At 61.3% G+C, this 26,123-nt stretch carries 25 protein-coding genes; 8 read left to right on the top strand and 17 right to left on the bottom strand.

Annotation, left to right across the window (positions count from 1 at the left end; genetic code table 11):
* Positions 1-8: 8 nt before the first annotated feature.
* Genes IB285_RS05235 through IB285_RS05225 form a run of 3 tightly spaced genes read right to left on the bottom strand, consistent with a single transcriptional unit; the run spans position 9 to position 3,198 of the window.
* The gene (locus IB285_RS05235; protein ID WP_190787181.1) at positions 9-734 is read right to left on the bottom strand and encodes an N-formylglutamate amidohydrolase; all 726 of its coding nucleotides are present in this window, start codon (positions 732-734) and stop codon (positions 9-11) included.
* Positions 731-1,543, bottom strand: coding sequence for a 4-(cytidine 5'-diphospho)-2-C-methyl-D-erythritol kinase (locus IB285_RS05230; RefSeq protein WP_190787180.1), 813 nt, complete (start codon positions 1,541-1,543; stop codon positions 731-733). Before IB285_RS05230 ends, IB285_RS05235 begins: the two co-directional genes overlap by 4 nt.
* A gap of 8 nt (positions 1,544-1,551) precedes the next feature.
* Positions 1,552-3,198: an electron transfer flavoprotein-ubiquinone oxidoreductase gene (locus tag IB285_RS05225; RefSeq protein ID WP_190787179.1), complete on the bottom strand. Its 1,647-nt coding sequence runs from the start codon at positions 3,196-3,198 to the stop codon at positions 1,552-1,554.
* 88 nt (positions 3,199-3,286) lie between these two features.
* Here IB285_RS05225 and IB285_RS05220 point away from each other — a divergent pair, with 88 nt between their 5' ends.
* The 4 genes from IB285_RS05220 to IB285_RS05205 are packed head-to-tail and all read left to right on the top strand — an operon-like array spanning position 3,287 to position 7,530.
* Complete coding sequence (locus IB285_RS05220) at positions 3,287-4,069, top strand: uracil-DNA glycosylase family protein (RefSeq protein ID WP_190787178.1); 783 nt, start codon at positions 3,287-3,289, stop codon at positions 4,067-4,069.
* Complete coding sequence (locus IB285_RS05215; protein ID WP_234033071.1) at positions 4,069-5,835, top strand: lytic transglycosylase domain-containing protein; 1,767 nt, start codon at positions 4,069-4,071, stop codon at positions 5,833-5,835. The genes IB285_RS05220 and IB285_RS05215 overlap by 1 nt, the downstream gene beginning before the upstream one ends.
* Before the next feature lie 12 nt (positions 5,836-5,847).
* The gene (moaB, locus tag IB285_RS05210; protein WP_190787177.1) at positions 5,848-6,378 is read left to right on the top strand and encodes a molybdenum cofactor biosynthesis protein B; all 531 of its coding nucleotides are present in this window, start codon (positions 5,848-5,850) and stop codon (positions 6,376-6,378) included.
* 39 nt (positions 6,379-6,417) lie between these two features.
* Positions 6,418-7,530, top strand: a complete 1,113-nt coding sequence (locus IB285_RS05205) for a PA0069 family radical SAM protein (RefSeq protein WP_190787176.1) — start codon at positions 6,418-6,420, stop codon at positions 7,528-7,530.
* Positions 7,531-7,539: 9 nt separating this feature from the next.
* On the opposite strand, the gene IB285_RS05200 is transcribed toward IB285_RS05205, so the two are convergent.
* The 6 genes from IB285_RS05200 to dnaE all read right to left on the bottom strand — a co-directional run bounded on the left by IB285_RS05200 (position 7,540) and on the right by dnaE (position 15,468).
* Positions 7,540-8,406 carry a sterol desaturase family protein gene (locus IB285_RS05200; RefSeq protein ID WP_190787175.1) on the bottom strand — a complete coding sequence of 289 codons (867 nt, stop codon included), beginning with the start codon at positions 8,404-8,406 and terminating at the stop codon, positions 7,540-7,542.
* Between the two features lie 41 nt (positions 8,407-8,447).
* Positions 8,448-8,888, bottom strand: coding sequence for a DUF1330 domain-containing protein (locus IB285_RS05195; RefSeq protein WP_190787174.1), 441 nt, complete (start codon positions 8,886-8,888; stop codon positions 8,448-8,450).
* Positions 8,885-9,415: a GNAT family N-acetyltransferase gene (locus IB285_RS05190; protein ID WP_407925615.1), complete on the bottom strand. Its 531-nt coding sequence runs from the start codon at positions 9,413-9,415 to the stop codon at positions 8,885-8,887. The genes IB285_RS05195 and IB285_RS05190 overlap by 4 nt, the downstream gene beginning before the upstream one ends.
* Positions 9,402-11,009 carry a long-chain fatty acid--CoA ligase gene (locus tag IB285_RS05185; RefSeq protein WP_234033069.1) on the bottom strand — a complete coding sequence of 536 codons (1,608 nt, stop codon included), beginning with the start codon at positions 11,007-11,009 and terminating at the stop codon, positions 9,402-9,404. Before IB285_RS05185 ends, IB285_RS05190 begins: the two co-directional genes overlap by 14 nt.
* A gap of 116 nt (positions 11,010-11,125) precedes the next feature.
* Positions 11,126-11,953, bottom strand: coding sequence for a helix-turn-helix domain-containing protein (locus IB285_RS05180; RefSeq protein ID WP_190787172.1), 828 nt, complete (start codon positions 11,951-11,953; stop codon positions 11,126-11,128).
* The gene (gene dnaE / locus IB285_RS05175; protein WP_190787171.1) at positions 11,953-15,468 is read right to left on the bottom strand and encodes a DNA polymerase III subunit alpha; all 3,516 of its coding nucleotides are present in this window, start codon (positions 15,466-15,468) and stop codon (positions 11,953-11,955) included. Before dnaE ends, IB285_RS05180 begins: the two co-directional genes overlap by 1 nt.
* A 109-nt stretch (positions 15,469-15,577) precedes the next feature.
* Here dnaE and IB285_RS05170 point away from each other — a divergent pair, with 109 nt between their 5' ends.
* Complete coding sequence (locus IB285_RS05170; protein ID WP_190788999.1) at positions 15,578-15,859, top strand: DUF6958 family protein; 282 nt, start codon at positions 15,578-15,580, stop codon at positions 15,857-15,859.
* Positions 15,860-15,865: 6 nt separating this feature from the next.
* On the opposite strand, the gene IB285_RS05165 is transcribed toward IB285_RS05170, so the two are convergent.
* The 5 genes from IB285_RS05165 to IB285_RS05145 all read right to left on the bottom strand — a co-directional run bounded on the left by IB285_RS05165 (position 15,866) and on the right by IB285_RS05145 (position 19,239).
* Positions 15,866-16,345 carry a glutathione peroxidase gene (locus IB285_RS05165; RefSeq protein ID WP_190787170.1) on the bottom strand — a complete coding sequence of 160 codons (480 nt, stop codon included), beginning with the start codon at positions 16,343-16,345 and terminating at the stop codon, positions 15,866-15,868.
* A gap of 16 nt (positions 16,346-16,361) precedes the next feature.
* Complete coding sequence (locus IB285_RS05160) at positions 16,362-16,883, bottom strand: hypothetical protein (RefSeq protein ID WP_190787169.1); 522 nt, start codon at positions 16,881-16,883, stop codon at positions 16,362-16,364.
* 113 nt (positions 16,884-16,996) lie between these two features.
* On the bottom strand, positions 16,997-17,278 hold the full coding sequence (locus tag IB285_RS05155) for a hypothetical protein (RefSeq protein WP_190787168.1): 282 nt from the start codon (positions 17,276-17,278) through the stop codon (positions 16,997-16,999).
* Positions 17,279-17,327: 49 nt separating this feature from the next.
* Positions 17,328-18,008 carry an ABC transporter ATP-binding protein gene (locus IB285_RS05150; RefSeq protein ID WP_190787167.1) on the bottom strand — a complete coding sequence of 227 codons (681 nt, stop codon included), beginning with the start codon at positions 18,006-18,008 and terminating at the stop codon, positions 17,328-17,330.
* Positions 18,001-19,239, bottom strand: coding sequence for a lipoprotein-releasing ABC transporter permease subunit (locus tag IB285_RS05145; RefSeq protein ID WP_190787166.1), 1,239 nt, complete (start codon positions 19,237-19,239; stop codon positions 18,001-18,003). Before IB285_RS05145 ends, IB285_RS05150 begins: the two co-directional genes overlap by 8 nt.
* A gap of 229 nt (positions 19,240-19,468) precedes the next feature.
* Here IB285_RS05145 and purF point away from each other — a divergent pair, with 229 nt between their 5' ends.
* From purF to IB285_RS05130, 3 genes are all read left to right on the top strand, one after another.
* Complete coding sequence (gene purF / locus IB285_RS05140; protein WP_190787165.1) at positions 19,469-20,956, top strand: amidophosphoribosyltransferase; 1,488 nt, start codon at positions 19,469-19,471, stop codon at positions 20,954-20,956.
* A 3-nt stretch (positions 20,957-20,959) separates the two neighbouring features.
* Positions 20,960-21,676, top strand: coding sequence for an SDR family NAD(P)-dependent oxidoreductase (locus IB285_RS05135; RefSeq protein ID WP_190787164.1), 717 nt, complete (start codon positions 20,960-20,962; stop codon positions 21,674-21,676).
* 171 nt (positions 21,677-21,847) lie between these two features.
* A complete protein-coding gene (locus tag IB285_RS05130; protein ID WP_190787163.1) occupies positions 21,848-22,195 on the top strand; it encodes a PilZ domain-containing protein in 348 nt (115 codons plus the stop codon).
* A 21-nt stretch (positions 22,196-22,216) separates the two neighbouring features.
* Here IB285_RS05130 and IB285_RS05125 read toward each other — a convergent pair whose 3' ends face one another.
* Genes IB285_RS05125 through IB285_RS05115 form a run of 3 tightly spaced genes read right to left on the bottom strand, consistent with a single transcriptional unit; the run spans position 22,217 to position 26,115 of the window.
* Positions 22,217-23,413 (bottom strand): serine hydrolase domain-containing protein, encoded by a 1,197-nt coding sequence (locus tag IB285_RS05125; RefSeq protein ID WP_190787162.1) that lies wholly within the window; start codon positions 23,411-23,413, stop codon positions 22,217-22,219.
* Positions 23,414-23,440: 27 nt separating this feature from the next.
* A complete protein-coding gene (locus IB285_RS05120) occupies positions 23,441-24,676 on the bottom strand; it encodes an SAM-dependent methyltransferase (RefSeq protein WP_190787161.1) in 1,236 nt (411 codons plus the stop codon).
* Between the two features lie 53 nt (positions 24,677-24,729).
* Positions 24,730-26,115 carry a cryptochrome/photolyase family protein gene (locus tag IB285_RS05115; RefSeq protein WP_190787160.1) on the bottom strand — a complete coding sequence of 462 codons (1,386 nt, stop codon included), beginning with the start codon at positions 26,113-26,115 and terminating at the stop codon, positions 24,730-24,732.
* Positions 26,116-26,123: the final 8 nt, after the last annotated feature.

Raw genomic sequence — 26,123 nt, 5'->3', positions numbered from 1 at the left:
CACTGCCGTTAGTCGAGCGCGAGCGCAACCCTTCCGCAGACATCCGCGATCATGGCGGCGTAGCGCGACTGTTCCGCGCGCGTCGCGATAAGGTCCTGCCGCACCTCGATTGCGCAGTAATAGCGGCCATGCGCCTCTGCGTGGCGGTTCATCGTCGCGTTCAATTCCTTGCCGGAATAGGGCTCGTTATCGCCCACATTGAGGCCAAGCTCACCGAACAGGCGGATAGCGTGGCGCGCGGCGCGGTCATCTTCGTTGTAGAGCAGTGCGACCTCCCAGGGCCGATCATCGTCGCCGTTCTGCATTTTCGGCGTGAAACTGTGCAGCGAAATGATCAGCTTCGGGTCCGCCGCCTCGAGCCATTTCTCGAGCGCATCGTGGTACGGGCGATAATACTTCTCCAGCCTCGCCTCAACATCGGCACCGATATTGCCGGGAATGAGATGCCCATCGCTTTCTGTGGGCACGACGTTTGGATGGTCCTCTTCGCGGTGAAGATCGACGACGAGGCGGCTGACACACGCCAGGTGCGCGGGAACGTCATGGCGGCGAGCCATGCGCTCTGCCACGCCGTTTACGCCGATATCGACCGCAATATGATCGTTGAGCAGATCCCGCGCGATGCCCAGCGGGATGCCTTCCGGCACGTAGTTCGACGCGTGGTCGGCCACGCAAACGAGGCCTCCGCGCCGCGGTGTGCCGACCTGGCGATAGGGATTGTCATCAAGTATCATCTCAACATCCCTACCATTTGCCACCATTGCGGTTCCGATTCCGCCAGCACGCGCGCCGCGCGGTCTCTGTGCTCGCCCGTTTCATAAAGCGCGAAGCAAGTCGCCCCCGAACCAGACATTTCGCACATCCAGGGATCGGTTTCATTCAGCGATTCAAGCACATCGGCGATCGGCGGGCATATTTCGACCGCGGGCGACCGCAGGTCGTTTCGCCCGCCGCGAGCGATTTCGCGAGCAGAACCTGTCGGCAGCGCGCCGCGGTATTTCCCATCCCACGCTTTGAACACCGGACCTGTTGGAAGCGGGATCCGAGGATTTACCAGCAGAACGGCCATCCCCGACATATCGTTGTCGACCGGCTCAAGCTCGGTCCCGGTGCCGCGGCCCACGGCCATCTCGCTGCGCACACAGGAAGGCACATCCGCGCCCAGCCTTTCGGCCCGTTGGTGCCAGTCATCGGGAAGGCCGTGCGCCTGTTCGATAATGCGGAACACGGCCCCGGCATCGGCCGACCCGCCGCCCAGCCCGGCGGCGACTGGGATGTTCTTCTCCAGCGTCACATCGAGACCGCCGACGCGTGGAAGCGCGGTGAGCGCGCGCATGACGAGATTGTCGAACGGATTGTCGAGCGCCTGCGCAAACTCGCCGATCGTGTTCAGACGATCATGCTCGGCAGCTTTCGCCACCAGCGTATCGCCCGCATCGACGAAGGCGAAGAGCGTCTCAAGCGCGTGATAGCCATCGTCGCGCCGCCCGCGAACATGCAGCGCGAGATTGAGCTTAGCGTAGGCGGTTTCGGTGATCGCCAAGTGCGGCGTCACATGTTCGGGTAATTGGGACCGCCGCCGCCTTCCGGGGTGACCCAGTTGATGTTCTGGTTCGGGTCCTTGATGTCGCAGGTCTTGCAGTGGACGCAGTTTTGCGAATTGATCACGAATTTGGGCTCGGCGCCCTCTTCTTCGACCCACTCGTAGACGCCCGCCGGGCAATAGCGCGCCGAAGGGCCGCCATAGACCTCCAGCTCGCTTTCCCGCTGCAATTCGCGATCACCCACTTGCAGGTGGACCGGCTGATCCTCTGCGTGGTTGGTGAAGCTGAAAGCAACATTCGTCAGGCGGTCGAAGCTGATGTCGCCGTCGGGCTTGGGATATTCGATCTTCGGATAAAGGTCCGCACGGCCCGTCATCGTGTAATCGGGATGATGCTTCATGCTGATCGGAAGGCCGATCTTCAGAGTGCGCATCCACATGTCCACGCCGCCGAGGAGCGTTCCCAGATCGCCGCCATATTTGGCCACAGCCGGTTCGGCGTTCTGCACCAGTTTCAGCTCGTCGGCGATCCAGCTGGAGCGCACGGCGCTGTCATAGTCCGACACTTCGGTCTTTTCGTGACCGGCGGCGATCGCCTCGGCGATGCTTTCAGCTGCGAGCATGCCGCTCTTCATGGCGGTGTGACTGCCCTTGATCCGCGGTACGTTTACGAAACCTGCGGCACAGCCAATCAGCGCTCCGCCCGGGAAGGCCAGTTTCGGCACGGACTGCCAGCCACCTTCGTTGATCGCGCGGGCGCCGTAAGCCACGCGGGTTCCCCCTTCGAGATAGTCGCGGATCGCGGGATGCTGCTTCCAGCGCTGGAACTCCTGATAGGGCGAGACCCAGGGGTTCTTGTAATCAAGCGCGGTCACGAAACCGAGCGCCACCTGACCGTTTGCCTGATGGTAGAGGAAGCCCCCGCCCCAGCTGTCGCTTTCGGTGAGCGGCCAACCCTGCGTATGGATCACGCGGCCCGGAACGTGCTTCTTCGGGTCGATATCCCACAGCTCCTTGATGCCGAGGCCGTAGACCTGCGGTTGGCAATTCGCCTCAAGGTCGTATTTCGCCTTCATCACCTTGGTAAGATTACCGCGCGCACCCTCCGCGAACAGCGTGTATTTCGCGTGGATTTCCATGCCGGGCTGGAAATCGCCTTTCTCCGATCCATCGGCGGCCACGCCCATGTCCTGCGTGACGACGCCGCCGATGCGGCCTTCGTCGTCAAAGATCGGAGCCGCAGCAGGAAAACCCGGGAACACCATGACGCCCAGCTCCTCAGCCTGCTCGCCAAGCCAGCGGGTCATGTTGCCGAGCGATCCGGTGTAGCATCCATCGTTGCTCATCAGTGGCGGCATGATCAGGTGCGGAAGCGACGTCTTCCCGCTCTTGCTCAGGACCCAGTGCCAGTTGTCGGTCACCGGCGTTTCCGCCATCGGGCAATCCATGTCGCGCCAGTCGGGAAACAGCTCGTTCAGTGCCTTGGGATCGACCACAGCGCCGGAAAGGATATGCGCGCCGATCTCAGACCCTTTCTCGAGCACGACGACTTCGAGCTCTTCATTGATCTGTTTCAGCCGGATCGCTGCAGAGAGGCCTGCTGGCCCTCCGCCGACGATAACGACATCGCAAGGCATTGATTCACGTTCGGACATACGCTTTTCTTTTCCCGGATTACTCGCGTTTCTCTTGCATTCCACTTGCTAACTGGACTTTGCGCAGTCAAGACCTGCATTGGATAGGATGGACACCCCGCCCCCCTCTTTTGCCCGCGATCTGGATGCCGCCATGGATTGGTGGCGCGATGCCGGTGTCGATCTCGATTTCGCCGATGACGTTACGGTTTGGTTGAGTGAAGAAAGCGGTGGGCCTACAGGCGCAGCGTCTGGAACTGCGCAAAAAAGCCACGCCAAACCAGATCCTGCTGCGCCAGCGGAAAACGAGCAACATTCGGCTACTGCTGCCGCGCGGGCGGACTTGCTCGGCGATTCGCTGCCGGTAACGCTTGAAGAATTTCACAAATTCTGGCTCGAGGCGCCCGGTCTCGACACCGTGGGACCACGGGGACGCATTCCGCCGCGCGGGACAGCGCGAGCGGCCCTGATGGTCTTGGTGGTCGGGCCGGAAGAGACGGATCGCACCTTATTGCTGAGCGGTCCGCAGGGGCAATTGCTGGCGAAAATTTTCACTGCGATGGGCGTTGATGAGGACAATACATATGTCGCATCGGCGCTGACACGGCATACGCCGATGGCCGACACGGTTGCGATTGCAGCGAGCGGGATGGACGCGGTTACGGCTCTCCATATCAAGCTCGCAGCGCCAAAGCGCCTGATCGCCTTGGGCACAGACATCCTGCCGCTGATCGGCCACGACCGGGCGCAGGACATTATGTCTTTACGCAAAATCAACCATGAAGGCGCAAGCATTCCCTTGATGGTGAGCGAGGGTCTGGACAGCATGATGTCGATGCCGCGGCTCAAGGCCCGGTTCTGGCGGAGATGGATGGAATGGTCGGCGGAGTGATGACGACAAAACTACTGAGAACTCTAGGGCTTTTGGTAGGGGTCGCCGGTGCCGCCGTCCTACCCGTTACCGCGTCCGCGCAAAGCCAGAGCATGGCCGCCCATTATGGCAAACAGGATACCCAAACCGAGCGTATCCCTGCGATCCTCGATCAGCGCGAGCGTGAGCATTACCGCGAGGTCTTTCGTGCCATCGACCGCGAGGAATGGGGCCGCGTTGAAAGCCTGCTCGTAGATCAGCGGGAATCGTTGCTCTACCAGACAGCGCTCGCCGAGTATTACACGCACGCCAACAGTCCAACGGTAAGCGCAGAAAGGCTTGAAGACTGGTTCGAGCTAGGGGTGCATCTCCCGCAATCCGCGCAGCTCGGCCGTCTTGCGGCGAAGCGCGGCGTCGAACAATTGCCGCGCCTTCCGGTCGCACAGCGGTTCAGCCGCCAGCCCGCGGCACCGAAGCGCATCCGCCCCCGTACCGTAATGGACGACACGCTCCCCTCGCAGGTGCGAGCGGACATTCTTGACCGGATCAAGAATGACGATCCTGCGGGCGCTCAGGCGCTGCTTGCCGAGGTGGATTACGCGCTGAGCCCGGAAGCGCGTGCGGAATGGCGTCAGCGCGTCGCGTGGAGCTATTACATCGAGAACAACGATGCGGCCGCGCTGCAGATGGCGCAGACTGTGTCGGAAGGGCGCGGTGCCTGGGTGGCCGAGGGCGAATGGGTCGCGGGCCTTGCAGCGTGGCGGCTCGGCGACTGCCTGTTCGCAGCGGATTCCTTCATGCGGGCTGCTGCGCAATCCACCAATCCCGAACTGACATCGGCTGCGCATTACTGGGCGCACCGCTCGCTCATCCGGTGCCGCCAACCCGGCGCTGCGCAGGATCAGCTGGCTGCGGCTGCGCGCTATGACGAGACGCTCTACGGCCTGCTCGCGACCGACCAGCTTGGCATCGATCTTCCCGCGGCAGCGCAGCCGCAGGCGTTCACCGACGATGACTGGCGCTCGCTCGCCGATATCTATAACGTTCAGATCGCCGCAGCGCTAGTCGAGATTGGGCGCCCTGCACTCGCGGATGAGGTTCTCCGCTACCAAGCGCGGGTCGGAGCCCCTTCGGATTACGATGCCATGGCCCGGCTTGCTCGCGAGCTCGGCCTGCCGTCGACACAGCTGTTCATGGCGCACAATGCACCGCGCGGTCAAAGCAGCGACCCGTCACTCCGCTTTCCCGTCGCGCGCTGGCGGCCCACAACCGGTTGGAGGGTCGATCCAGCGCTCGCCTTTGCGCACGCGTTGCAGGAATCGAATTTTAGAGCCGCCGCCGTCAGCCCCGCCAACGCGCGCGGACTGATGCAGATCACGCCGATCACCGTCCGCCAGCATTCTCCGCGCCTCAATATGAGCGCGCAATATGTCAATCTGAACGATCCCGAGGTGAACCTCGCCTTCGGTCAGCGCAATCTCGAAATGCTCAGGGACACTGCGGCGACGCGGGACAACCTGCTCAAGATCATGGCCGCGTACAATGCCGGCCTCACCCCGATCACACGCTGGAATTACGAGATCCGCGACCAGAACGATCCGCTGCTGTGGATGGAGTCGATCCCGTACTGGGAGACGCGCGGCTATGTCTCGATCGTCCTTCGCAATTACTGGATGTACGAGCGCGCTGCCGGAGTGCCCAGCCCTAGCCGGAGAGCCCTGGCCCAAGGGCTCTGGCCAGCCTTTCCCGATATGGCTAGATCGAGGTCGGCCCGTTTCGAACAATAGAGGACAGTGCGCATGGCGATCGACGAGAGCAAGACCTTCACGCCGATCAACATTGCGGTCCTGACCGTTTCCGATACCCGCACCGCCGCCGATGATACGTCCGGCAACATCCTGGCCGAGCGGATCGTGTCCGCGGGACACACGCTGGCAGCGCGCGAGATCGTGAAGGACGACGCTTCATTGCTCGCCACGCAGCTCGACGCCTGGATCGACGACCCGCAGATCGATGCGATTGTCAGCACCGGCGGCACCGGCCTGACGGGCCGCGATGTCACCCCGGAGGCGCTCTCGCGGATCGAGGATGGCCGCGATATTCCGGGATTTGGCGAGCTGTTCCGCTGGCTCAGTTTCAAGACCATCGGAACGAGCACCGTGCAATCGCGCGCCTGCGCCATCGTCGCACGGGGCACGTATATCTTCGCCCTCCCCGGATCGAACGGAGCGGTTAAAGACGGTTGGGACGGCATCCTCGTCGAACAACTGGACAGCCGCAATCGGCCCTGCAACTTCGTGGAGCTGATGCCGCGCCTCAAGGAGAAATAGCTCTTCCCAAGAGCATTTGTTCTTATTATGTTCTCATAGGTGAAGGTACGAGAACATCCCGAATACCAAAGCGGACGCGGCGCAGCCTCGGCGAAGGTCCCGACCCGTTTCGGCCTGGCCTCCCGCGAGACCGATGGCGAATGGCGCGATCACATGCTCGCGCTGGCCGCTGATGGTGATGCACCGCCAGTAAAGCTGCGCACCACCGTCACCGAAGAGCACCCCAGGACAATCCTGAGCTTCAACAAGTCGCCCGACGTCCCGTTCGACCGGTCGATCAACGCTTATCGTGGCTGCGAGCATGGCTGCGTCTATTGCTTCGCCCGCCCCACCCATGCCTATCATGACCTGTCACCGGGCCTCGACTTCGAAACGCAATTGTTTGCCAAGCCTGATGCCGCAAAGCTGCTTCGCGAGACGCTGGCCAAGCGCAAATACCGACCCCGGCCGATCGCGATGGGAACCAACACCGATCCGTACCAACCGATCGAGCGCAATTACCGGATCACCCGCGAGGTGCTGGAAGTGTGCTCGGAGGCGCGGCATCCGGTGACCATCACGACCAAGTCCGACCGGGTGACCCGCGATCTCGATCTGCTTGCGAAGATGGCGAGCCAGAGCCTTGTGGCGGTGGCAATATCGGTGACGACGCTCGATCCGGTGCTGTCGGGCAAGCTCGAACCGCGGTGCGCCGCGCCTGCAAAAAGGCTGGCCGCGCTCGGCAAGCTGGTTGAGGCGGGCGTGCCGGTGCATTGCTCGATTTCGCCAATTATCCCCGCCATCACCGACGAATTCATGGAAGGCATTATCGAGCGCGCAGCCGCCCTGGGCGTGCGTAGCGCTGGCTGGATACCTTTAAGGCTGCCGCATGAAGTCGCCCCGCTGTTCCGCGAATGGCTCCAGGTTCACTTTCCCGATCGCGCGGGCAAGGTGATGAGCATCGTGCGCTCGATCCGATCGGGGAGAGACAACGACCCCAATTTCTTCAGCCGGATGAACCCGCAAGGCGTGTGGGCCGACCTGTTCCGCGCGCGCTTCCGCATCGCCTGCAAACGCGCCGGGATCGGCACAGGCAAGAACTCGCCGAAGTTCGAGCTTGATTGCACGCAGTTCAGACCGCCGGAAGTGGGCGGGCAGATGCGGTTGTTGTGACAGGAGCTTTTAGTTCGCTGCTCGGTCCTCACGCTTTCTCAGCCACGGCAATATCGGAAACAGGAACTGCTCCTTGATCGTCAAACGCTTGCGATCATCTTGGCCCACCACTTCGGATTCGCCGTCTTTGAAGGTGCCGAAAATGCGATCGAACAGGATGATCGAATTGCTGTAATTGCAGCGCGTGTCTTCAAAGCTCAGCGCGGTGTGATGCAGGCTGTGCTGACGGATCGTGGTGAAGAAGAATCCAAACCACGCCGGTGGGTCTGAACGAATGTTGGCGTGAGCGTAGAACGCGATTGCGCCGAGAGAAACGAAAGCCGCAAACAGCGCGTTCTCGTCGAAATCAAAAAGTGCAATCACGCTGAGGCTGATCAGGAACAGCTCGATAGGATTGCCGATCAATCCCTTCATCGCATTCAACTGGGTCAAATGGTGATGCGGCGCGTGCGTGGACCACAAGAATGCATTGTTGTGCATCCAGCGATGCATCCAGTACTGCCCGAATTCGAACAGCAGCATGATCAAAAGGACCTGCAAGAGAAACGGAAGGTCTGCAAGCCACGGCGTCGCTATGCCGAGAGCTTCCTTCACACGGGTCAATTGGCTGTCCACCAGCAAATCGGTCATCGTCTCGATAACAAGGACGCCGAACACCAGGTAGAAGATATCGGTCAGCCATTCCTGCCGGTTCATCCGCCAATCGGCATGCCGTTCATGGATGAACTCCATCAACTGCACAAAAACCAGAGTGCCCAAAGCCATGAGCGGAAAAAGCCATCCGGCTTCTGTTATCTCGCGCGGCGCCAAGCCGAAAACGGTCCAGATAACAGCTAGTGTCGCCGGTGGCAGAAGATTGAATAAAGTCTGTTTCATCGGTCCCTGACTTCCAATAAAGCGTCAACAAAGCAGGCGTTTCACCCAAAGCCCGAGCCAACTTCGCCCGGTGCGAAGCGCATCAGCCGGCTGTCCACCAAAGCCGCCGTGCGATTCACGACCGCCAACTGGTAATCGGCATCCTTGATCATCTCGAAGAACGCGCCGGCATTGGGGTATTGCGCGACGAAGCCATCGTGCCAGACCTTGTCGTCGGGCTCCGGTCCGGTGACCATTGTCTGAAAAGCGCCGCGCCATACGATCTGGCCTCCAACCCGGCGAAAAATCGGGCCGGAGGTGTTGCCGTATTCCTCGTAAGCGCGCCTGCCGCTCCATTCTTTACCGGCGTGTTCATGCCCATCGGGATATTCGGCCTCGTCGCGGTAGCGCAGGAGGTTTAGCATGTGGATCGGTTCATCGCGCGGCAGATCCTTGAATGCCTGAAAATTGGTGGGCGATGGATCGATGTAGAATGTCGTCACAGGCAGGAGCCTCCGTTCGCAAGATCGCGTTGCATATAGACAGTATCGAGCGACCGGCCGAACTTCCACCCGACATTTCGCAGACGCCCGGCGTGCACGAACCCGGCCGAGGTGTGAAGCGCGACCGAGGCCGGTTCGCCGCCGCCGATGATCGCAATCATTTGCTCGAAACCGCTTTCGCGCGCGGCATGGATCAAGGCGTCCAGCAAAAGTCTGCCGATCCCTTTGCCGCGCTGCTCATGCGCGACGTAGATGCTGTTTTCGCAAGTGCGCGCATAGGCTGCGCGATCGCGAAATTGGGCGGCATAGCCATAACCCGCAACCGCCTCGGATCGCGCGGCGATGAGGAAAGGCCAGCCCCGTGCGCAGACGCTGCCGATTTTCGCCGCCCATTCCGCTTCATCAGGACCTTCGGCATCGAATGTGCCTGTCCCATGAGCGACGTGATAATCGTAAATTCCCTGCACAGCCGAAGCGTCGCCTGGACGCGCGGTCCGGATACGCACGGTGTGGTCAGGCAAGCGAATAGTCCGCGAACCGTTCGCGCAGGTCCTTCTTGCTGATCTTGCCGGTTGCGGTGTGCGGGATGTCGTCCACGAATTCGACAGCATCGGGCAGCCACCATTTCGCGATGAGCGGCTTAAGATGCTCGACGATGTCATCGCCAGAGCACTCTGCCCCTTCCTTTTTGACCACGAACAGGACCGGGCGCTCATCCCATTTCGGGTGGTACATCCCGACACAGGCGGCCTCAGCGACTGCAGGGTGCCCGACCGCGGCGTTCTCAAGCTCGACCGAGCTGATCCACTCACCGCCCGACTTGATCACATCTTTCGTACGGTCGGTTAGTTGAAGGGTGCCGTCCGGATGGATGATGCCGACATCGCCAGTGTCGAACCAGCCTTCGTTGTTCACCGCGTCCTGTTCGGCCTTGAAATAGCGCTTGATGATCCACGGCCCGCGGATTTGCAGCGCTCCCGATGCCTTGCCATCGCGCGGCAATTCGGTCGCCATGTCATCGAGATCGACGGTGCGCAGCTCGACGCCGAAGATCGGGCGCCCCTGCATTGCGGTTTTCTCGACCTTTTCCTCGAAAGAAAGCTCGTCCCAATCCCAGGTCGGTCCGCCAACCGTGCCGATGGGAGATGTCTCAGTCATGCCCCAGGCGTGCTGGACGCGCGTCCCGTTCTTCATCAGACGCTCGATCATGAATTTCGGGCAAGCCGAACCGCCGATGGTGGCCGCCTTCAACGGCGGGAGGTCGAGATCGTTGGCATCGCAGTATTGGAAGTGGGCGAGCCAGACGGTCGGAACGCCTGCGCTGTCGGTCACCTTTTCGCGCAGCATCAGCTCGTGGAGCACTGCGGGATCGTTGACCGCCGAAAACACGAACTTGATCCCCGCCATCGCGCCCGCATACGGCAAACCCCAGCTCGCAGCGTGGAACATGGGCACGACCGGCAGCATGACCGAGGCCGCGCTGAAATTGAACGCGGCAGGCTGCAGGCCGGCGAGCGCGTGCATCAGCGTCGATCGGTGCTCGTACTGCACGCCCTTCGGGTTGCCGGTGGTCCCGGAGGTGTAGCAGATCATGCAGGGATCGGTTTCAGGGCCGGTATGCCATTCATAGTCACCGTCCTGCTCGCCGATCCAATCTTCGAAAGCGGGCGCATTCTCCCCTGAATCGTAGCAGATGTAATGCTCGACGGTGGTCCAGCGGTCCTTCATCGCATCGACGATCGGCTGGAAGGCTGCATCGTAGCACAGCACCTTATCCTCGGCATGGTTGACGATGTATTCGAGCTGATCCTCGAACAGGCGCGGGTTCACCGTGTGGAGGACGCCGCCCATGCCCGCGACCCCGTACCAGCTGACGAGATGGCGCGAATGGTTCATGGCAAGGCTAGCAACCTTGTCCCCCGGCTTCAGCCCGAGCGCTTTCAGCGCCTGCGCCATTTTCAGAGCGTCGCGGCGGATGCCCGCCCAGTCGGTGCGCGTTTCCGTGCCATCCGCCCAGCGCGAGACGATTTCGCGGCTACCGGCTTCGCGGGCCGCATGATCGATCACGCTGGTGATGCGCATCGACCATTCCTGCATCGCGCCGAGCTTGGTTGCGGTCATGTTTCTCTCTCCTCAAGGACTGCCTGCACCCCGACCGTATCGAGGCAGAAATTGTGGAAGCGACAATGCCGCGCGACAGTGCGCTTTGCAATCGACCAAATGCAGTTGCGCAGCAGTCAAAGGACTGGGCCGGGTGCTCTCAGCGCCCGGCCCACATTCCCTTGCTCATCGCCGTCTTGCGGGACGATTTCGTAGTCGGCCACTTTCCATTGCGATCCGACCTTTTCGAGCACAACCCTTTCGGTCTGACGGTTGGCATGTTCGAAAACGGAGTCGAAGGTTACGATCTCGAACGCGGTACCATCGCGCCCTTTGAACTCATCGGTTCGAGTGACAGTCGCGAGAGAGCGGTTTTTGACCTTGCCCTTGTTCATAACCAGGGTCAGGCCAAACTTGTAACGTTCAAGCGCGTACTGATCGCGAAACGTTTGCCCGGCCTCTTGGTAACTTTCGTCGAACTTGCCAAAGTCAACGAGACCAAGCCAGCGGCGCGCCTGAAGCTCAGACGCAGAAGGCCGCGCTGGTGCGGAAACGGCCTCAGAGGAAGAGGGAGCCTGCGAGGGCACAACGGCAAGAGCCGCCAGCGAAAGAGCGAGTGTAATAGACATAATCAAGATACCTTTCCGCCGCGTTGCAAGGTGGAACAACTCACCTTGGCTTCGATCCGCGGCATTCAGATCATCCTGATTTTCCTCACTTTCCCATACCCCCAAAGGCTTGCGCACAAGGTTTTGGGGTGTCTTCTGATCGGCGTCGGCCAGAATTCGCGCTGCTTCCTTGCCGGAGGTCACACCAAGTTTACGGCGCGCGCTTCGCAGGCGGTCATTCAGCGTATGGACCGATATGTCGAGCTCGCGCGCGCCGGATTTGGCATCGTAGCCCGCCAGCAGCAGACGCAGGGCGTCTTTCTCTTTCTCGGTAAGCTGGTTGGCGGGTTCGGGCATCACGCCACCAGTTTGAGATTCGCCCTGCCGCGCAGCGGCGTGAGCTCGACATTCTCGATCCCTTCGATCTCGGCGATTCGTTCTGCCAAGTCGCCGCTGAGAACGAAATTGCGTCCGAGGCGGACCATCGCTTCCTCATCCGCCCCGAGGATGAGACGAACCAGCACTTCGCCCGGCGATGCATCGCCGGTCGACAGTTCCAGTTTCAGATCGTTTAGCGCCTGAATGCTGAGGATATCGGCGCGCAGCATCATCGGAGTGCTCCCGCTAACCAATGCCAGAGGTTTTGCACCTCGCACCGTTAGGCGGGGCGGTTCGCCGGGATTGGGCGAGTCGAGTTCCACGGTCAGCAGCAGGCATTCCCCGCTCTGCGCCCAGGCGTCGAATTGCGGGACCAGGGACTCCTCGAAACAGGCGGCGGAGAACTGGCCCGACGTGTCGGAGAAATCGGCGCGGATAAACTCGGCGCCGCGTTTGGTGCGACCTTTGTTCACGCCTTCCACCATCGCCGCGACGACGGCCGTGCCTCGCCCTCCTGCGGGAGCGCCCGCTTCCATCAGGCTCTGGTAGGTGCGCGCCCCTTGCGCGGAGGCCACATCGCGAAACTGCTGCACCGGGTGAGCCGAAAAATAGAAACCGAAATTCTCGCGCTCCTTCGCCATCTGCTCGGTGCGCGGCCATTCCTCCGCCGGCTGCAGGCGAAGCTTGTCCTCGGGCGCGTTCTCGCCGCCAAAGAGACCGCCCTGCCCGCTGGTCCGCTCACGCATGGCCGCCTCGGCCACGGCGAGCAGCATGTCCGCATTCGCGAAGAGCAGCGCGCGGTTCGGCTCAAGGCTGTCGAGCGCGCCTGCGCAGATCAGACCTTCCAGCTGGCGACGGTTCATCGAACCTTGCGGCAGGCGCTCGAAGAAATCCTTCAGGCTTTCGAACCGGCCGCTGGCCTCGCGTTCCGCGACGATGGCTTCCATCGCCTTTTCACCGACATTGCGGATGCCGGCCAATGCATAGCGCACGCCGTAACCGTCGTCCGTCTGCTCGACCGTGAAACGGGCTTCGGATGCGTTGACGTCGGGTGCAAGCACCTCGATCCCGCCAGCACTCTCCTTTGCGCCGGGCGCTTTGTAACGGCGCGCATCGTCGACGAAGATGTTGAGCTTTTCCGACTGGTGGAGGTCGAAACACATCGAGGCCGCGTAAAACTCTTCGGGGTAATGCGCTTTCAGCCACGCGGTCTGGTAGGCAAGTAGCGCATAGGCAGCGGCATGCGATTTATTAAAGCCGTAGCCTGCGAACTTGTCGATCAAGTCGAATAGCTCGTTTGCCTGCCTCGCCTCGATGCCTGAGACCTCTTTGCATCCCTCGACAAAGCGCCCGCGCTGTTTGTCCATTTCCGCCTGGACCTTTTTGCCCATGGCGCGGCGCAGGAGGTCCGCATCGCCGAGCGAATACCCGGCGAGGATCTGCGCAGCCTGCATCACCTGTTCCTGATAGACGAAGATGCCGTAGGTTTCGGCGAGGATGCCTTCCAGCTTGGGGTGCGGGTATTCGATAGACACTTCGCCCGCCTTGCGCTGTCCGAACAGCGGGATGTTGTCCATCGGGCCAGGGCGGTAGAGGGAAACAAGTGCAATGATGTCGCCGAAATTGCTCGGCTTCACCGCTTTCAGCGTGCGCCGCATCCCCTCGGATTCCAGCTGAAACACGCCGACCGTATTACCATCCTGCATGAGATCGTAGACAGCGGCATCGTCGAGCGGCAGCGTGCCGAGATCGATAGTAATACCGCGCAGTTCGAGCAGGTCGGTTGCCTTGCGCAGGACCGAGAGCGTTTTCAGCCCGAGGAAGTCGAACTTCACAAGACCGCTCGATTCGACGTGCTTCATGTCGAATTGCGTCACCGGCATGTCGGATCGCGGATCGCGGTAGAGCGGGACCAACTGGGCAAGCGGCCTGTCGCCGATCACAACGCCGGCTGCGTGAGTCGATGAATTGCGCGGCAACCCTTCAAGCTGCATGGCCAGATCGACCAGCCGCTTCACCTCGTTGTCGTTCGTGTATTCACGCTTGAAATCAGCGGCCCCGTTGAGCGCTCGCGGCAGCGTCCATGGATCGGTCGGATGGTTGGGGACCATCTTGGTAAGCCGGTCCACCTGCCCGTAACTCATCTGCAAAATGCGCCCGCAATCGCGCAGCACTGCGCGCGCTTTCAGCTTTCCGAAGGTGATGATCTGCGCGACATGATCCGCACCGTATTTCTGCTGCACGTACCGGATCACTTCGCCGCGACGCGTTTCGCAGAAGTCTATGTCGAAGTCGGGCATCGAAACGCGCTCGGGATTGAGGAAACGTTCGAACAGCAGGCCGAGCTGGATCGGATCGAGATCGGTGATGGTGAGCGCCCAGGCGACAATGGAACCTGCGCCCGAACCGCGGCCCGGCCCGACCGGAATGCCCTGCTCTTTCGCCCATTTGATGAAATCGGCCACGATCAGGAAGTATCCGGGAAAGCCCATATTGACGATGATGCCGATCTCATAATCGAGCCGGTCGAAATAGACCTTGCGCTCTTCGTCCGAGAGGTCGCCATACGGCTCGAGCCTCGCTTCCAGACCGGCGCGCGATTCCTCGGCGAGCATCTTCGCCTCGCCTTCGAGATCCCCTGCAAGACTGGGCAGAATGGGATCGCGGTATGGAGGCGCGTAGGCGCAGCGCTGGGCAATGACGACGGTGTTCGAAATCGCCTCCGGGATATCCGCGAACAGCTCCTCCATCATATCCGCCGATTTGACGAAGCTCTGTGCATTCGACCGGGGACGGTCGTCATTCTCGACATAGGTCGAATTTGCGATACACAGCATTGCGTCATGCGCGCTGTGCATATGCGGCTCGGCGAAGTTCGCAGGGTTGGTCGCGACAAGCGGGATGTCGCGCGCATAGGCAAGATCGATAAGGGCGTCTTCCGCCCGCTCGCAAGTCTGATCCCCGCCGCGCGCAAGCTCGATATAAAGGCGCCCCGGAAACAGCTGCTGCAGTCGATCGCACAGCGCTTCTGCTTTGGGCGTCTGACCATCGGCGAGCAATCGCGTGAGTGCCCCCTCGCCCGCCCCGGTCAGCGCAATGAGCCCATCCGTGCGGCCATCGAGATCGCCGAGCGCGACGTGCGGCTCCAGCTCGAGCGGCCGCTCGAGATGCGCTTTCGAGACGAGATGGCACAAATTGTCATACCCCGCCTCATCCTGCGCGTAGAGCGGCAAGTAATCGACTTGCTTGCCCTCCCCGCCCTCTGCGCCGTCTCGCGCCACCCCAAGCAAGGTGCCGATAATGGGCTGTACGCCCTCGCCTTTGCAGCCGCCCGCGAACATGACCGCGCCGTACAGCCCGTTGCGGTCGCAAATCGCGATCGCCGGAAATCCGCGTTCCTTCGCGAGTTTGGCAATGGCCTTCGGATCGATCGCCCCTTCGAGCATCGAATAGGAGGACAGAACGCGCAGCGGAATGAACGGGGCGAAAGGCATGACTACAAGTTACGCCGGAAGACCGCTCATTCAAGTTGGCGCTATCGGGGATTGGGGATAAGCTTGGGTGCAAATTGGCTGAGGTAGCAGGAGAGCCAGTGTGGCGGAGATGATCGAAGTCGAGAACGTCAACACGCCCGGGCGCACAACCCGGGTCAACGCGGCCAAGTATGCCGATATGCTCTCCGCGTTTGAAGCAGCGCTACCACGGCAATCGCCGGGGCTCACCCAGGCGGAAACGAAGGAAGCGGTCAAACCGCACCTGTCCGATGAATTGTTCCCAGGCGGCAAGACGTGCGGTTGGTGGGCGAAAACCGTTCAACTCGATCTTGAGGCAAAGGGAAAGCTTTTGCGCGAGCCGACCAAGCCGCTGCGCTGGCACTGGAAGTAAGCCGGTTCAGAGCAGTTTCTTGACGTCTTTCGCAATCAGCTTGGGCGTGTCCTGCGGCCCATAGCGTTTCACGACATTGCCCTCGCGGTCGATCAGGAACTTGGTGAAGTTCCACTTGATCGAAGTCGAGCCCATCAACCCCTTTTTCTCGGATTTCATCCAGTCGAACAGCGGCGAAGCATCCGGGCCGTTCACTTCGACCTTTTCCATCAAAGGAAAGGTGACGCCGAAATTGACCTTGCAGAATTCCGCGATTTCGTCCGCGCTGCCGGGCTCTTGCGCGCCAAACTGATTGCACGGAAAGCCCAGAACCTCGAAATCCTCGTCCCTGAATTCCTGATAGAGCTTTTCAAGCCCGTCATATTGCGGGGTAAAGCCGCATTTGCTCGCGGTGTTGACGACCAGCAGGACCTTGCCCTTCTTGGTCGCCAGGTCGAGCTCTTCGCCCCGGTTCGTCGTCACGGTGAAATCGGCGATGGTGGTCATGTGTATTCCTTGAAAGTCAGGGCGCAGCCTTGCGACTGTAAGTCAGATCGAAGCTCGTCTGCCATGTCTTGCCATGGTCCGTCGAGCCTTCTCCGAACTGGCGCACGCTGCCATCGCTTTCGAGCGAATATGTCATGCGCGTCAGAACATCTTCGCCGGAGGGCCCGATGCCGTCCCAGTATCCCGTCAGCACCATCGTATCACCGACCGGTCCTCCCGCGAAATCGACACGCTTTCCATCGCTTCCGACCCATAGCTGCTCCCATCGCCCGGACCGGTGGTTGAGCATGCTCATGCTCGTTCCCCCGCCTCCGCTCAGCGGCATCCACGTCTCTCGGATCACGCAGCCACTGGCGATGCGTTCGATACGGCTGTCGGCCACTTTCGTGTCGCGTCCGGTGGGGTAGACCTCCCACTCGCCAACCCAGAGATCGAAAGCGCCATGCAACTCGCTTTCGCAGGCGGGCGGCGGAGGCGCAGGCGACGCCTCGGGCGCGGCGGCCGTCTGAAGCGCGAGGATAAGAGATGCGATGATCATGATTGGTCCCCCTTAAAATGCGGCGATCAGCTTAGCCCAGCTTTCGGTAAAGGATAGCCACGATCGGTGAACGGCAGACCGGCATCTTTTGCGAGCGTTGAGCCCAGCGCGGCTCAGTCAGCCGAGGGAAAGTCATCGCGCGCTGCAAGCTCGACTGCTTCTGCGGCGGAATATTCACGGTCGCCAAGCTTCTCGATCACGTAGCGCGACCGCTCATCCTCCGGAAGCATGGCGACATGCCGGATCATTTCCGCAAAGGTGCCGCGGCGCAGCGCCTTCATCCCGTCGAGCACGCCATCACCGTCATCGGCGGCATGCAGCGCGGCGCGATCGTCCCATGCATGTTCGCCGGTTTCCAGCGGAGTGCCTTTGTAAGTGCTTGGATGGTCAGACATTAAATCCTCCTTTTGCCCTCCAACGGTCAAAATCGAGGATGGGTCCGCATTAACTGAGGACGCCGTCATGCAAGCGAACCACCCGGTCCATGCGGCTAGCAAGACGTTCGTTATGGGTCGCGACCAGCGCGGCGCTGCCCTCGCCCCGCACCAGCTCAAGAAACTGGCCGAGTACCGTGTCCGAGGTTGTCTCATCGAGGTTGCCGGTGGGTTCATCGGCAAGCACCAGCGTCGGCTGATTGGCGAGAGCGCGCGCCACCGCGACCCGTTGCTGCTCACCGCCCGACAGCTGGCTCGGTCGGTGGGACAGGCGATGACCGAGGCCCAGGCTCTTGAGAAGGCTCTGAGCGCGCTCAAGCGCCGCATCGCGAGAAGTGCCCGCAATCATCTGCGGCATGACCACGTTCTCCGTCGCGTCGAAATCGGGAAGTAGATGGTGGAACTGGTACACAAAGCCCAGATGCTCGCGCCGAAGCCGCGTCCGCTGGTCCGTGGGCAGCGTCTCCGCCGCCTCTCCTGCGATCCCGATCGAACCTTCGAACCCGCCTTCGAGCAAGCCGACCGCCTGCAGCATCGTCGATTTGCCCGAGCCCGAGGGCCCTAGCAGCGCGACAATTTCACCTGGCATGATGTCGAGATCGACGCCGCGTAGCACCTCGATGCGCTGGCCGCCCTGTTCGAAAGTGCGCTTGAGCCCGCGCAGCGATACGATCGGTTTAGCACTACTCATATCGCAGCACCTGTACCGGATCGGTATTGGACGCCTTCATCGCTGGATAGAGCGTCGCGAGGAAACTCAAACCGATGCCTAGAGCCGTGATGCCGATGATTTCAAGCGGCTCTACCCGCACCGGGAGCGATGTGAGGAACCGCACGCTCGGATCCCAGATTTCGACCCCGGTCAGGAACGCGACCCCGTCGACGATCGGGTTGCGGAAATAGAGAAGCAGGAAACCCAGCGCCAATCCCGCGACCGTTCCCATGGTCCCGATGGTGGTACCGGTGGTCACGAATATCTTGAGCAGGCTGCGCCGCGTCGCGCCCATGGTGCGCATGATCGCAATATCGCGCGTCTTCGCGCGCACCAGCATCACCAAGCTCGAAAGGATATTAAAAGACGCCACCAGCACCATGAAACTGAGAACGAAGAACATCGCGACACGCTCGACCTCCAGTGCCTCGAACAGCGTCGAATTGATTTCCTTCCAGTCGGCAATCGCCGCCCGTCCCACCAGTGTATCGCGCACTGGCTCAAGGATTTCACCGACATTGTCCGGGTCGGTCACCGTCACCTCGATCAGTCCGACCGTGTCGCCGAGCAATAGGAGCTTCTGTGCGTCCTGCATCGGCATCATCACGAATGTCTCATCGAAATCGTAAAGCCCGATTTCGAAGATCGCGCCGACTTCATATCCCACTTGGCGGATCGAAGTGCCGAAGGGAGTCACGCGCCCCTGCGGATTGATGATCGTGATCGTGTCGCCGACCCGCGCACCGATATTGGAGGCGAGCCGCGATCCGATCGCCACCTTACCGCTGTCCGGCTGGATATCCGCGATATTGCCTAACAGCACCTTGTCTCCGAGAGCGGCAATGTCTTCGTCCGTATGGCCGCGCACGAAAATGGCGACCGCCCGTCCATTGAAGCTGGCGAGCAGAGGCTGTTCGATCAGCGGCGAGGCGCTGACAACGCCCTCGGTCGAGCGCACCTGATCGAGCGTCGTCTCCCAGTTATCAAGCTTGCCGCCATAGGCCTGCACCACGGCATGACCGTTAAGGCCAGCAAACTTGTCAAGCATTTCCCCGCGGAAGCCGCCCATTACGCTCATAACGAGCACGAGCATGGCAACCGACAGCATCACGACGCCGACCGATATTCCAGCGACGAGCGCGATGAAGGCCTCACCCTTACCCGGCCACAGGTAACGCTTGGCGATCATTCGTTCAAAAGGTGTAAGCATGGAAAAGTTGCGCTGGCCCGGTGATGCTGAACGCAGGCTGTAGAGGCCACATCACCTTCACACAATCCGCCTGCCGCTCGATATTGTGAGTAAAGCGCCTCTCGCTGCGAGAGTTCCGGCGGCGGGGCGAAAAATGAGGGCACAGGCCGTCTCACCGCACTTGTAATTGAACCGCAACATCGCCATTGAGCACGCACTCCACCGGGCAGCGCAGCGGACAGGTCTGGCGATGGCACACACGCTCTCCAATGTTACGCATCCATATCTGGATGCAGATGGCGACAAGCTGAGCGAGGAATGCGGCGTTTTCGGCGCGATCAACGCAGCCGATGCCTCTGCGGCAACTGCGCTCGGCCTTCATGCGCTCCAGCACCGCGGTCAGGAAGCCGTGGGGATCACCAGCTACGATGGAACCGAATTCTATTCGCGGCGCGGGCTTGGCCATGTGGCCGAGAATTTCTCCTCGTCAGAGGCGATTGCGGAACTGCCCGGCCACATGTCGGCGGGCCATGTCCGTTATTCGACCACGGGCGGCTCGGGCCTGCGCAATGTGCAGCCGCTTTATGCCGAGCTTGCCAGCGGCGGCTTTGCGGTGGCGCATAATGGCAATATCTCCAACGCCAGAGCGCTGCGTAAAGACCTGGTGGGCAAGGGTTCGATCTTCCAGTCCACCTCGGACACAGAAGTCATCATCCACCTCGTCGCGACGAGCCGGTACCCCACGATTGCGGACCGCTTGATCGATGCGCTGCGCTTGGTCGAAGGCGCGTATGCGCTGATCGTGATGACGCCCGAAGGCATGATCGCCTGCCGCGACCCGCTCGGCATCCGCCCGCTGGTGATGGGGCGGATGGGCGACGCGGTGGTGTTCGCCAGCGAAAGCGTTGCCTTCGACGTGATCGGTGCAGAGCTGATCCGCGAGGTCGAGCCGGGCGAATTGCTGCAGGTGGATTTCTCAGGCGAGATCAAGAGCGTCCACCCGTTCGGCAACCCCGCCCCTCGCCCCTGCATTTTCGAACATGTCTATTTCAGCCGCCCGGACAGCATTTTTGCCGGGCAGAGCGTCTATGAAGCGCGCAAGGCCATCGGCACCGAACTCGCTATCGAGGCACCGTGCGATGTCGATCTCGTTGTACCGGTGCCAGACAGCGGCGTGCCGGCGGCGATCGGCTATGCCCAGCAATCGGGCGTCCCCTTCGAGCTCGGGATCATTCGTTCGCACTATGTCGGGCGGACCTTCATCCAACCATCGGACAGCGCCCGCCATTCTGGCGTGAAACGCAAGCACAACGCCAATCGCGGGCTCGTCGCCGGAAAGCGCATCGTGCTGATCGACGATTCCATCGTGCGCGGCACCACCAGCATGAAAATCGTCGAGATGATGCGCGAGGCCGGTGCGAGCGAAGTGCATTTCCGCGTGGCGAGCCCGCCGACCGCGCATAGCTGCTTCTATGGCGTCGATACGCCGGAACGGTCGAAACTGCTCGCGGCGCGCATGGAGCTTGAGCCGATGCGCGAATTCATCAAGGCAGACAGTCTTGCCTTCATCTCGATCGACGGCCTTTACCGCGCCGTGGGCGCGAAGGGGCGAGACAATTCCTGCCCGCAATTCTGCGATGCCTGCTTCACCGGCGATTATCCGACATCGCTGACCGATCTGGGCGGATCGGACCAGAAGACCGCCGAACTTCCCTTTGCAGATCCCAAGGCCGCCTGACCCATGACAGATACGAAACCGCTAGAAGGGCAAACCGCCCTTGTCACCGGCGCGAGCCGCGGAATTGGCGCGGCGACCGCAATCGCTCTGGCCGAGGCCGGGGCGCATGTCATTCTGGTGGCGCGAAAGGTGAAGGCGCTGGAAGAGGTCGAGGACACAATCCACGCAGCCGGCGGCACTTCGACCATCGCGCCGCTGGATCTTACCGAGGCGGATGCCGTCGGCAGGCTCGCCGGGGCCATTGCTGGACGGTGGGAGACGCTCGATATACTCGTACTTTCAGCAGCTTACTTGCCGGAGCTCACACCGGTTTCGCAGATTGATCCGAAGCAGTTCACGCAGGCCGTGATGACGAATTTCGTGGCAACGCAGGCCCTGATCGCGTCGTTCGATCCGCTGCTTCGCCGCGCCGAAAACGGCCGGATCATCGGCCTCACCTCCAGCGTCGGGGCCGGTCCGCGGGCCTTCTGGGGCGCCTATGGATCGACCAAGGCGGCGTTCGACAATCTCCTCGACACCTACGCTGCCGAAGTCGAGAAGCTGAGCCCGCTTCGTGTGGCGATCGTCGATCCGGGAGCGACGCGCACGGAAATGCGCGCTCGCGCCTATCCGGGGGAAAACCCCGAAACTGTCAAACCCCCTGAAAAGGTGGCGGAACGGATCGTCGCCCTGCTTCAGGAAGACTTCGCGACCGGCCACCGCGAACGGGTGGAAAGCTAGACCTGACGCTAAGCCTTCGAGGCGGCTCACAAAAACGCAATCCTAACGATGCGTTAACCATTTCGTGCAAGACAGTGGAAAGGCCGGATGGTCGATGCCCCCGATTGACCAACCTACCAAAGACCAACCGGCGAAGAGACCAACCGCTGATTGAGAAGGCTTTGTAAGGCTATGCCGAGCGAAAACGATACATACAGGGTTGCCGCGCAGGAAGATCGCTGCGCGCCGCGCACTAAGCTTACTATCCCAGCCACTTTGCGGGCATCGGGTGGCCGCGCGTTTCAGAGTGTGGTCCAGGATCTGTCGATCTCCGGCTTTTCCGCTGCGTCGATCAACCGCATGCATGAAGGTCAGGTCTGCTGGCTGACGCTGCCGGGGCTCGAATCGCTGCAATCCGAAGTCGTCTGGTGGGACAATTGCATCGTCGGCTGCGCATTTACCGAGCTGCTCAGCCCGATCGTGCACGACAATATCCTGCAGCGTTACAGCAACACCGGGATCATCCGCACCGCAATCTGACCCCCGCGGAAAGCGGCGCGATCATTCGCTGGCCGCGGCGATTTTCTCGACCACAGCGCGCGCCATTGCGCGATTATCGCTGGATGTCGCCTGCGGCCAGTTGCTGACAATCGCAACGACCAGGTTCTTTTCCGGAACGATGGTGATGGCCTGTCCGAAAATGCCCTGTGCGCCGTAATTGCCGCCGGGGAAGGTCCACCACTGATAGCCATAGCCGAAACCGGTATCGCCGAAATCGACGAGGGAATCGCCTGCTTCGGCGAACCATCCCTCCGGCACGACATCCGCCCCGCCCTCCAGCGCGAATTGCCCCATGCGGGCATAATCGGCAAGGCGCAGAGACAAGCAGCACCCGCCGATATTGCCGCCGCGCGGGTCAATCATCCAGAATAAGCCGCCTTCAAAGCCTGTCGGCTCGACGATCTTCTCCTGCGCGTATTCGGCCAGCGGCAATCCGACAGCGTTTTCGACGAGAAGTCCGATCAGGTTCGTCTCACCCGTCTTGTAGACCCATTTCTCTCCGGGCTCCGCTTCGCGCTCCAGCGTCTTCATTTGCGCCACAATGGCATCGGGCCCGTATTCAACGACATAGCGGTTCATCTGCGCCACATCGCTGTTCGGATCGGTGTAATCCTCGTTCCAGGCAACACCGCTCGTCATGGTTGCGATCTGCCGCACCGTCACGCCGTCATAGGCAGAGCCTGCGAGCCCGGGGATATACTTGATCACCGGATCGTCGAGACTGGCAATGAAACCGTCCTTGAGCGCCGCGCCCAGCAGCGTGGAGGTGAAGCTCTTTGCGACCGAAAAGCTGGTCCAGCGGTCGGTTGCACCAAACCCCAGACCGTAATTCTCATATCGCACCGCGCCGTCCTGCAGCACCATCACGCCCGCGGCGCTGGTCTTAGACATCAGCTCGGCAAGGTCGCTCTGAATATCCGCGCTGAGCGGCTGCCCCTGCGGGAGCGCGCGCGGATCGGATGCGGCAGGAACTTCGTGGCCTGCAAACCAGCTCTCCATATCGCGAAACCGCGCCGAACGCTGCGCATCGTCCCAGAACAGGACCTGCAATTCGGATTGATCGCGCTCGGGTGGGCTGACCAGCTGCACCGGCTCCAGCGGAGCGGTGTTCACTGCTACGCCCGGTGCAACGGTGCCGGTGCAGGATACGAGAGCGATCGCCGCTGCTCCGGTGACCATCAGATCGCGCAATTTCATTTTATTCTCCTGGTGGCCCTCGCCCGTTCAATCCTTGATCAGTGTCACCTGATGCACGTCGATATTGCCTGAAAGGAACCCGCCCTCGCAGTATGAAAGGTAATAGCGCCAAAGGCCGATGAAGCGATCGTCGAACCCGCTGGGGAGCCGTCCCTCCATCAAGGCGATATCGAAGTTTTCGCGCCAATTCCGCAAGGTCGCGGCGTAGTCGCGCCCGAAATCGGCCTGATCGCTCCAGCGCAGCCCTCGCTCTTCGGCGAGAGCGCGGAATTCGGATGTCTTTATGAGCATCCCGCCGGGGAAGACGTAAGCCTGGATGAAATCGGCAGACTGCGCATAGGTTTCGAACAGGTCATCCGCCATCGAGATATATTGGATCGCGGCGCGGCCTCCGGGCCTGAGATTGCGGGCAACGCAGTCCATGAAATCCGGCCAGTATTCGCGGCCCAGCGCCTCGACCATTTCGATACTCGCGATGGCATCGAACTGGCCGTCGACGTCGCGATAGTCCTGTTTCCTGAAATCGATTGCCGGATCGGCGTGCGCGCGCGCGAACGCAAGCTGTTCATCGGAAAGGCTGATCGCGGTGACGTTTGCCCCGCCCACGGCAAGCTTGCGCGCCATCGATCCCCAACCGCAGCCGATCTCCAGCACGGTGGCGGGGTTTGCAAGCCGCTCGGCAATCGCATCCAGCTTGCGGTTTTGCGATGCGACCAGGTCGCTTCCTGCGAGGCCCAGCGCGCTCGAATAGGTCATCGTCGGGTCAAGCCATGCGCTGTAGAAATCGTTGCCGAGGTCGTAATGCGCGGCGATATTGCGCACCGATCCGGCCTTGCTGTTGTGATTGAACCGGTGCGCCAAGGCGGCCAGCCATCGGAACGGGCCGATGCTGCGCGCGGTGTTACCGAGCGACCTCGCATTCGCGCCGAACAAAGCGAACAGGTGGGCATGATTGTCAGCCTCCCATTCGCCCGCTTCATAAGCCTGATACCAGCCCACCGAGCCATTGGTTGCGAGCCGGATCAGAGCGCGCCAGTCTTTCAGGTGAATCTCGACATCGAAGCCGGGGGCACGGCCGCCCAGGACCCGCCGGGTGCCGTCGGGCAGGTACGAGGTCAGCGAGCCTGTTTCCAGACCTGCATCGACCCTGTCGAGCATGGTCTTGAAACCCGGAGCGAAAAGCTTGGCGACCAGACCCGGCTGCGGCGCGAAGCGCGCGCCGCCGGCCAATAGCGGCTCACCTCTCATCCCCTGCGCATCCATTGCAGCGTCTTAAGCGCAGGCCGATACCAGGGGCAAGGTGCTTAGCGCGGGTCCTATCCGTTTTTCATCGCGTTATAGGCATCCAGCGCGCGCTCACGGCCCGCTTTGTGCGCAATGATCTTCTCCGGGTAGTCACCGCGTTTGTCATCCGCCGGGTCGTGAATCTCGTTATCATCCAGATTGGCCAGCTCGGGAACGTATTCCCGGATATATCCTGCGGCGTAGAACTTTTCCGACTGGCTGAGCGGCGCCATGATCCGCACGAACATGTTGGAATCGACGCCTGTGCCCGAAACCCACTGCCAATTCGTCGCGTTCGAGGCGTAATCCGCATCGACCAGGGTGTCCCAAAACCATTGCTCGCCGCGTCGCCAATCGATCAGCAAGTGCTTGATCAGAAAGCTGGCGGCAATCATGCGCACGCGGTTGTGCATCCACCCGGTTTGCCACAGCTGGCGCATCCCGGCATCGACAATCGGGTATCCAGTTTGCCCCTTCTGCCAAGCGCGAAGATCGCTGGCGGCATCGTCATCCTTGTCGGGATCGCGCCATTCCAGCTCGTCGTAATCTTCGCGGTAATTCTCGCTGGGATAGGCCGGGAATTGCGCAATCACGTTTTGCGCATAGTCGCGCCAGACAAGCTCGCTTTCGTAGGTATCCCATCCATCGGAGCGCTTGTGCTTAAGCGCGTGCCATATCTGGATCGGCGAAATCTCACCGAAATGGAGGTGCGGTGAGAGGCGCGACGACCCGTCGACCGAGGGCAGATTGCGCTTGTCGTCGTAGTCCCCAACGTCATCTTCCCATTCGGAGAGGCGCTCATGCGCGGCGTCCTCCCCGACTTCCCAGAAATCGGCGATCCCGCCGGACCAGTCGGGGTTGGTCGGGAGAAGGTCCCAGTCGGACAGCTCATCGCTCTCCGGCCATTGATCCGGCGATGACAGCGTCTCCGGCTCGGGCGCGGCATCGCGCGGCGGGAACTTGGCTTTGCTCGCTTTGTAGAACGGAGTGTAGATCTTGTACGGGTCGCCCGATCCGGTGGTGATGAAGCCCGGCGGGAAGATGTAATTGCCATCGTAAAGCTGCAGGTCGAGCTTGTCATCGAGCTTCCCTTGCGCCTTGCGCCACCACGGCTCGTAATGCCGATTGGCGTGGACAGTCTGCGCGCCGATTCCTTCGGCGATCTTGCAAAGCTCCTCGACCGCATCGCCGCGCCGCAGGATGATCCGCGAATTGCGCTTGCCAAAGCTCTTACCCAGACTTTCGAGCGAGTGGTGCAGCCACCAACGCGAAGCGCCGCCATAGGCGTGATGGTCGGCTGCCTCATCGTCGAGCACGTACACCGCAATGACGGGCCCTTTCTCCGCGGCGGCGCTCAGGGCGGGATTGTCGGCCATGCGCAGATCGCGCCGCAGCCAGAGGATTTGTGGTTCGCTCATGTGAGGAA

Source organism: Erythrobacter rubeus, assembly GCF_014705715.1.
GTDB classification, from domain to species: domain Bacteria; phylum Pseudomonadota; class Alphaproteobacteria; order Sphingomonadales; family Sphingomonadaceae; genus Erythrobacter; species Erythrobacter rubeus.
Note: the sequence above shows the minus strand (reverse complement) of the source record. Positions and strands in the feature narration are given on the sequence as shown.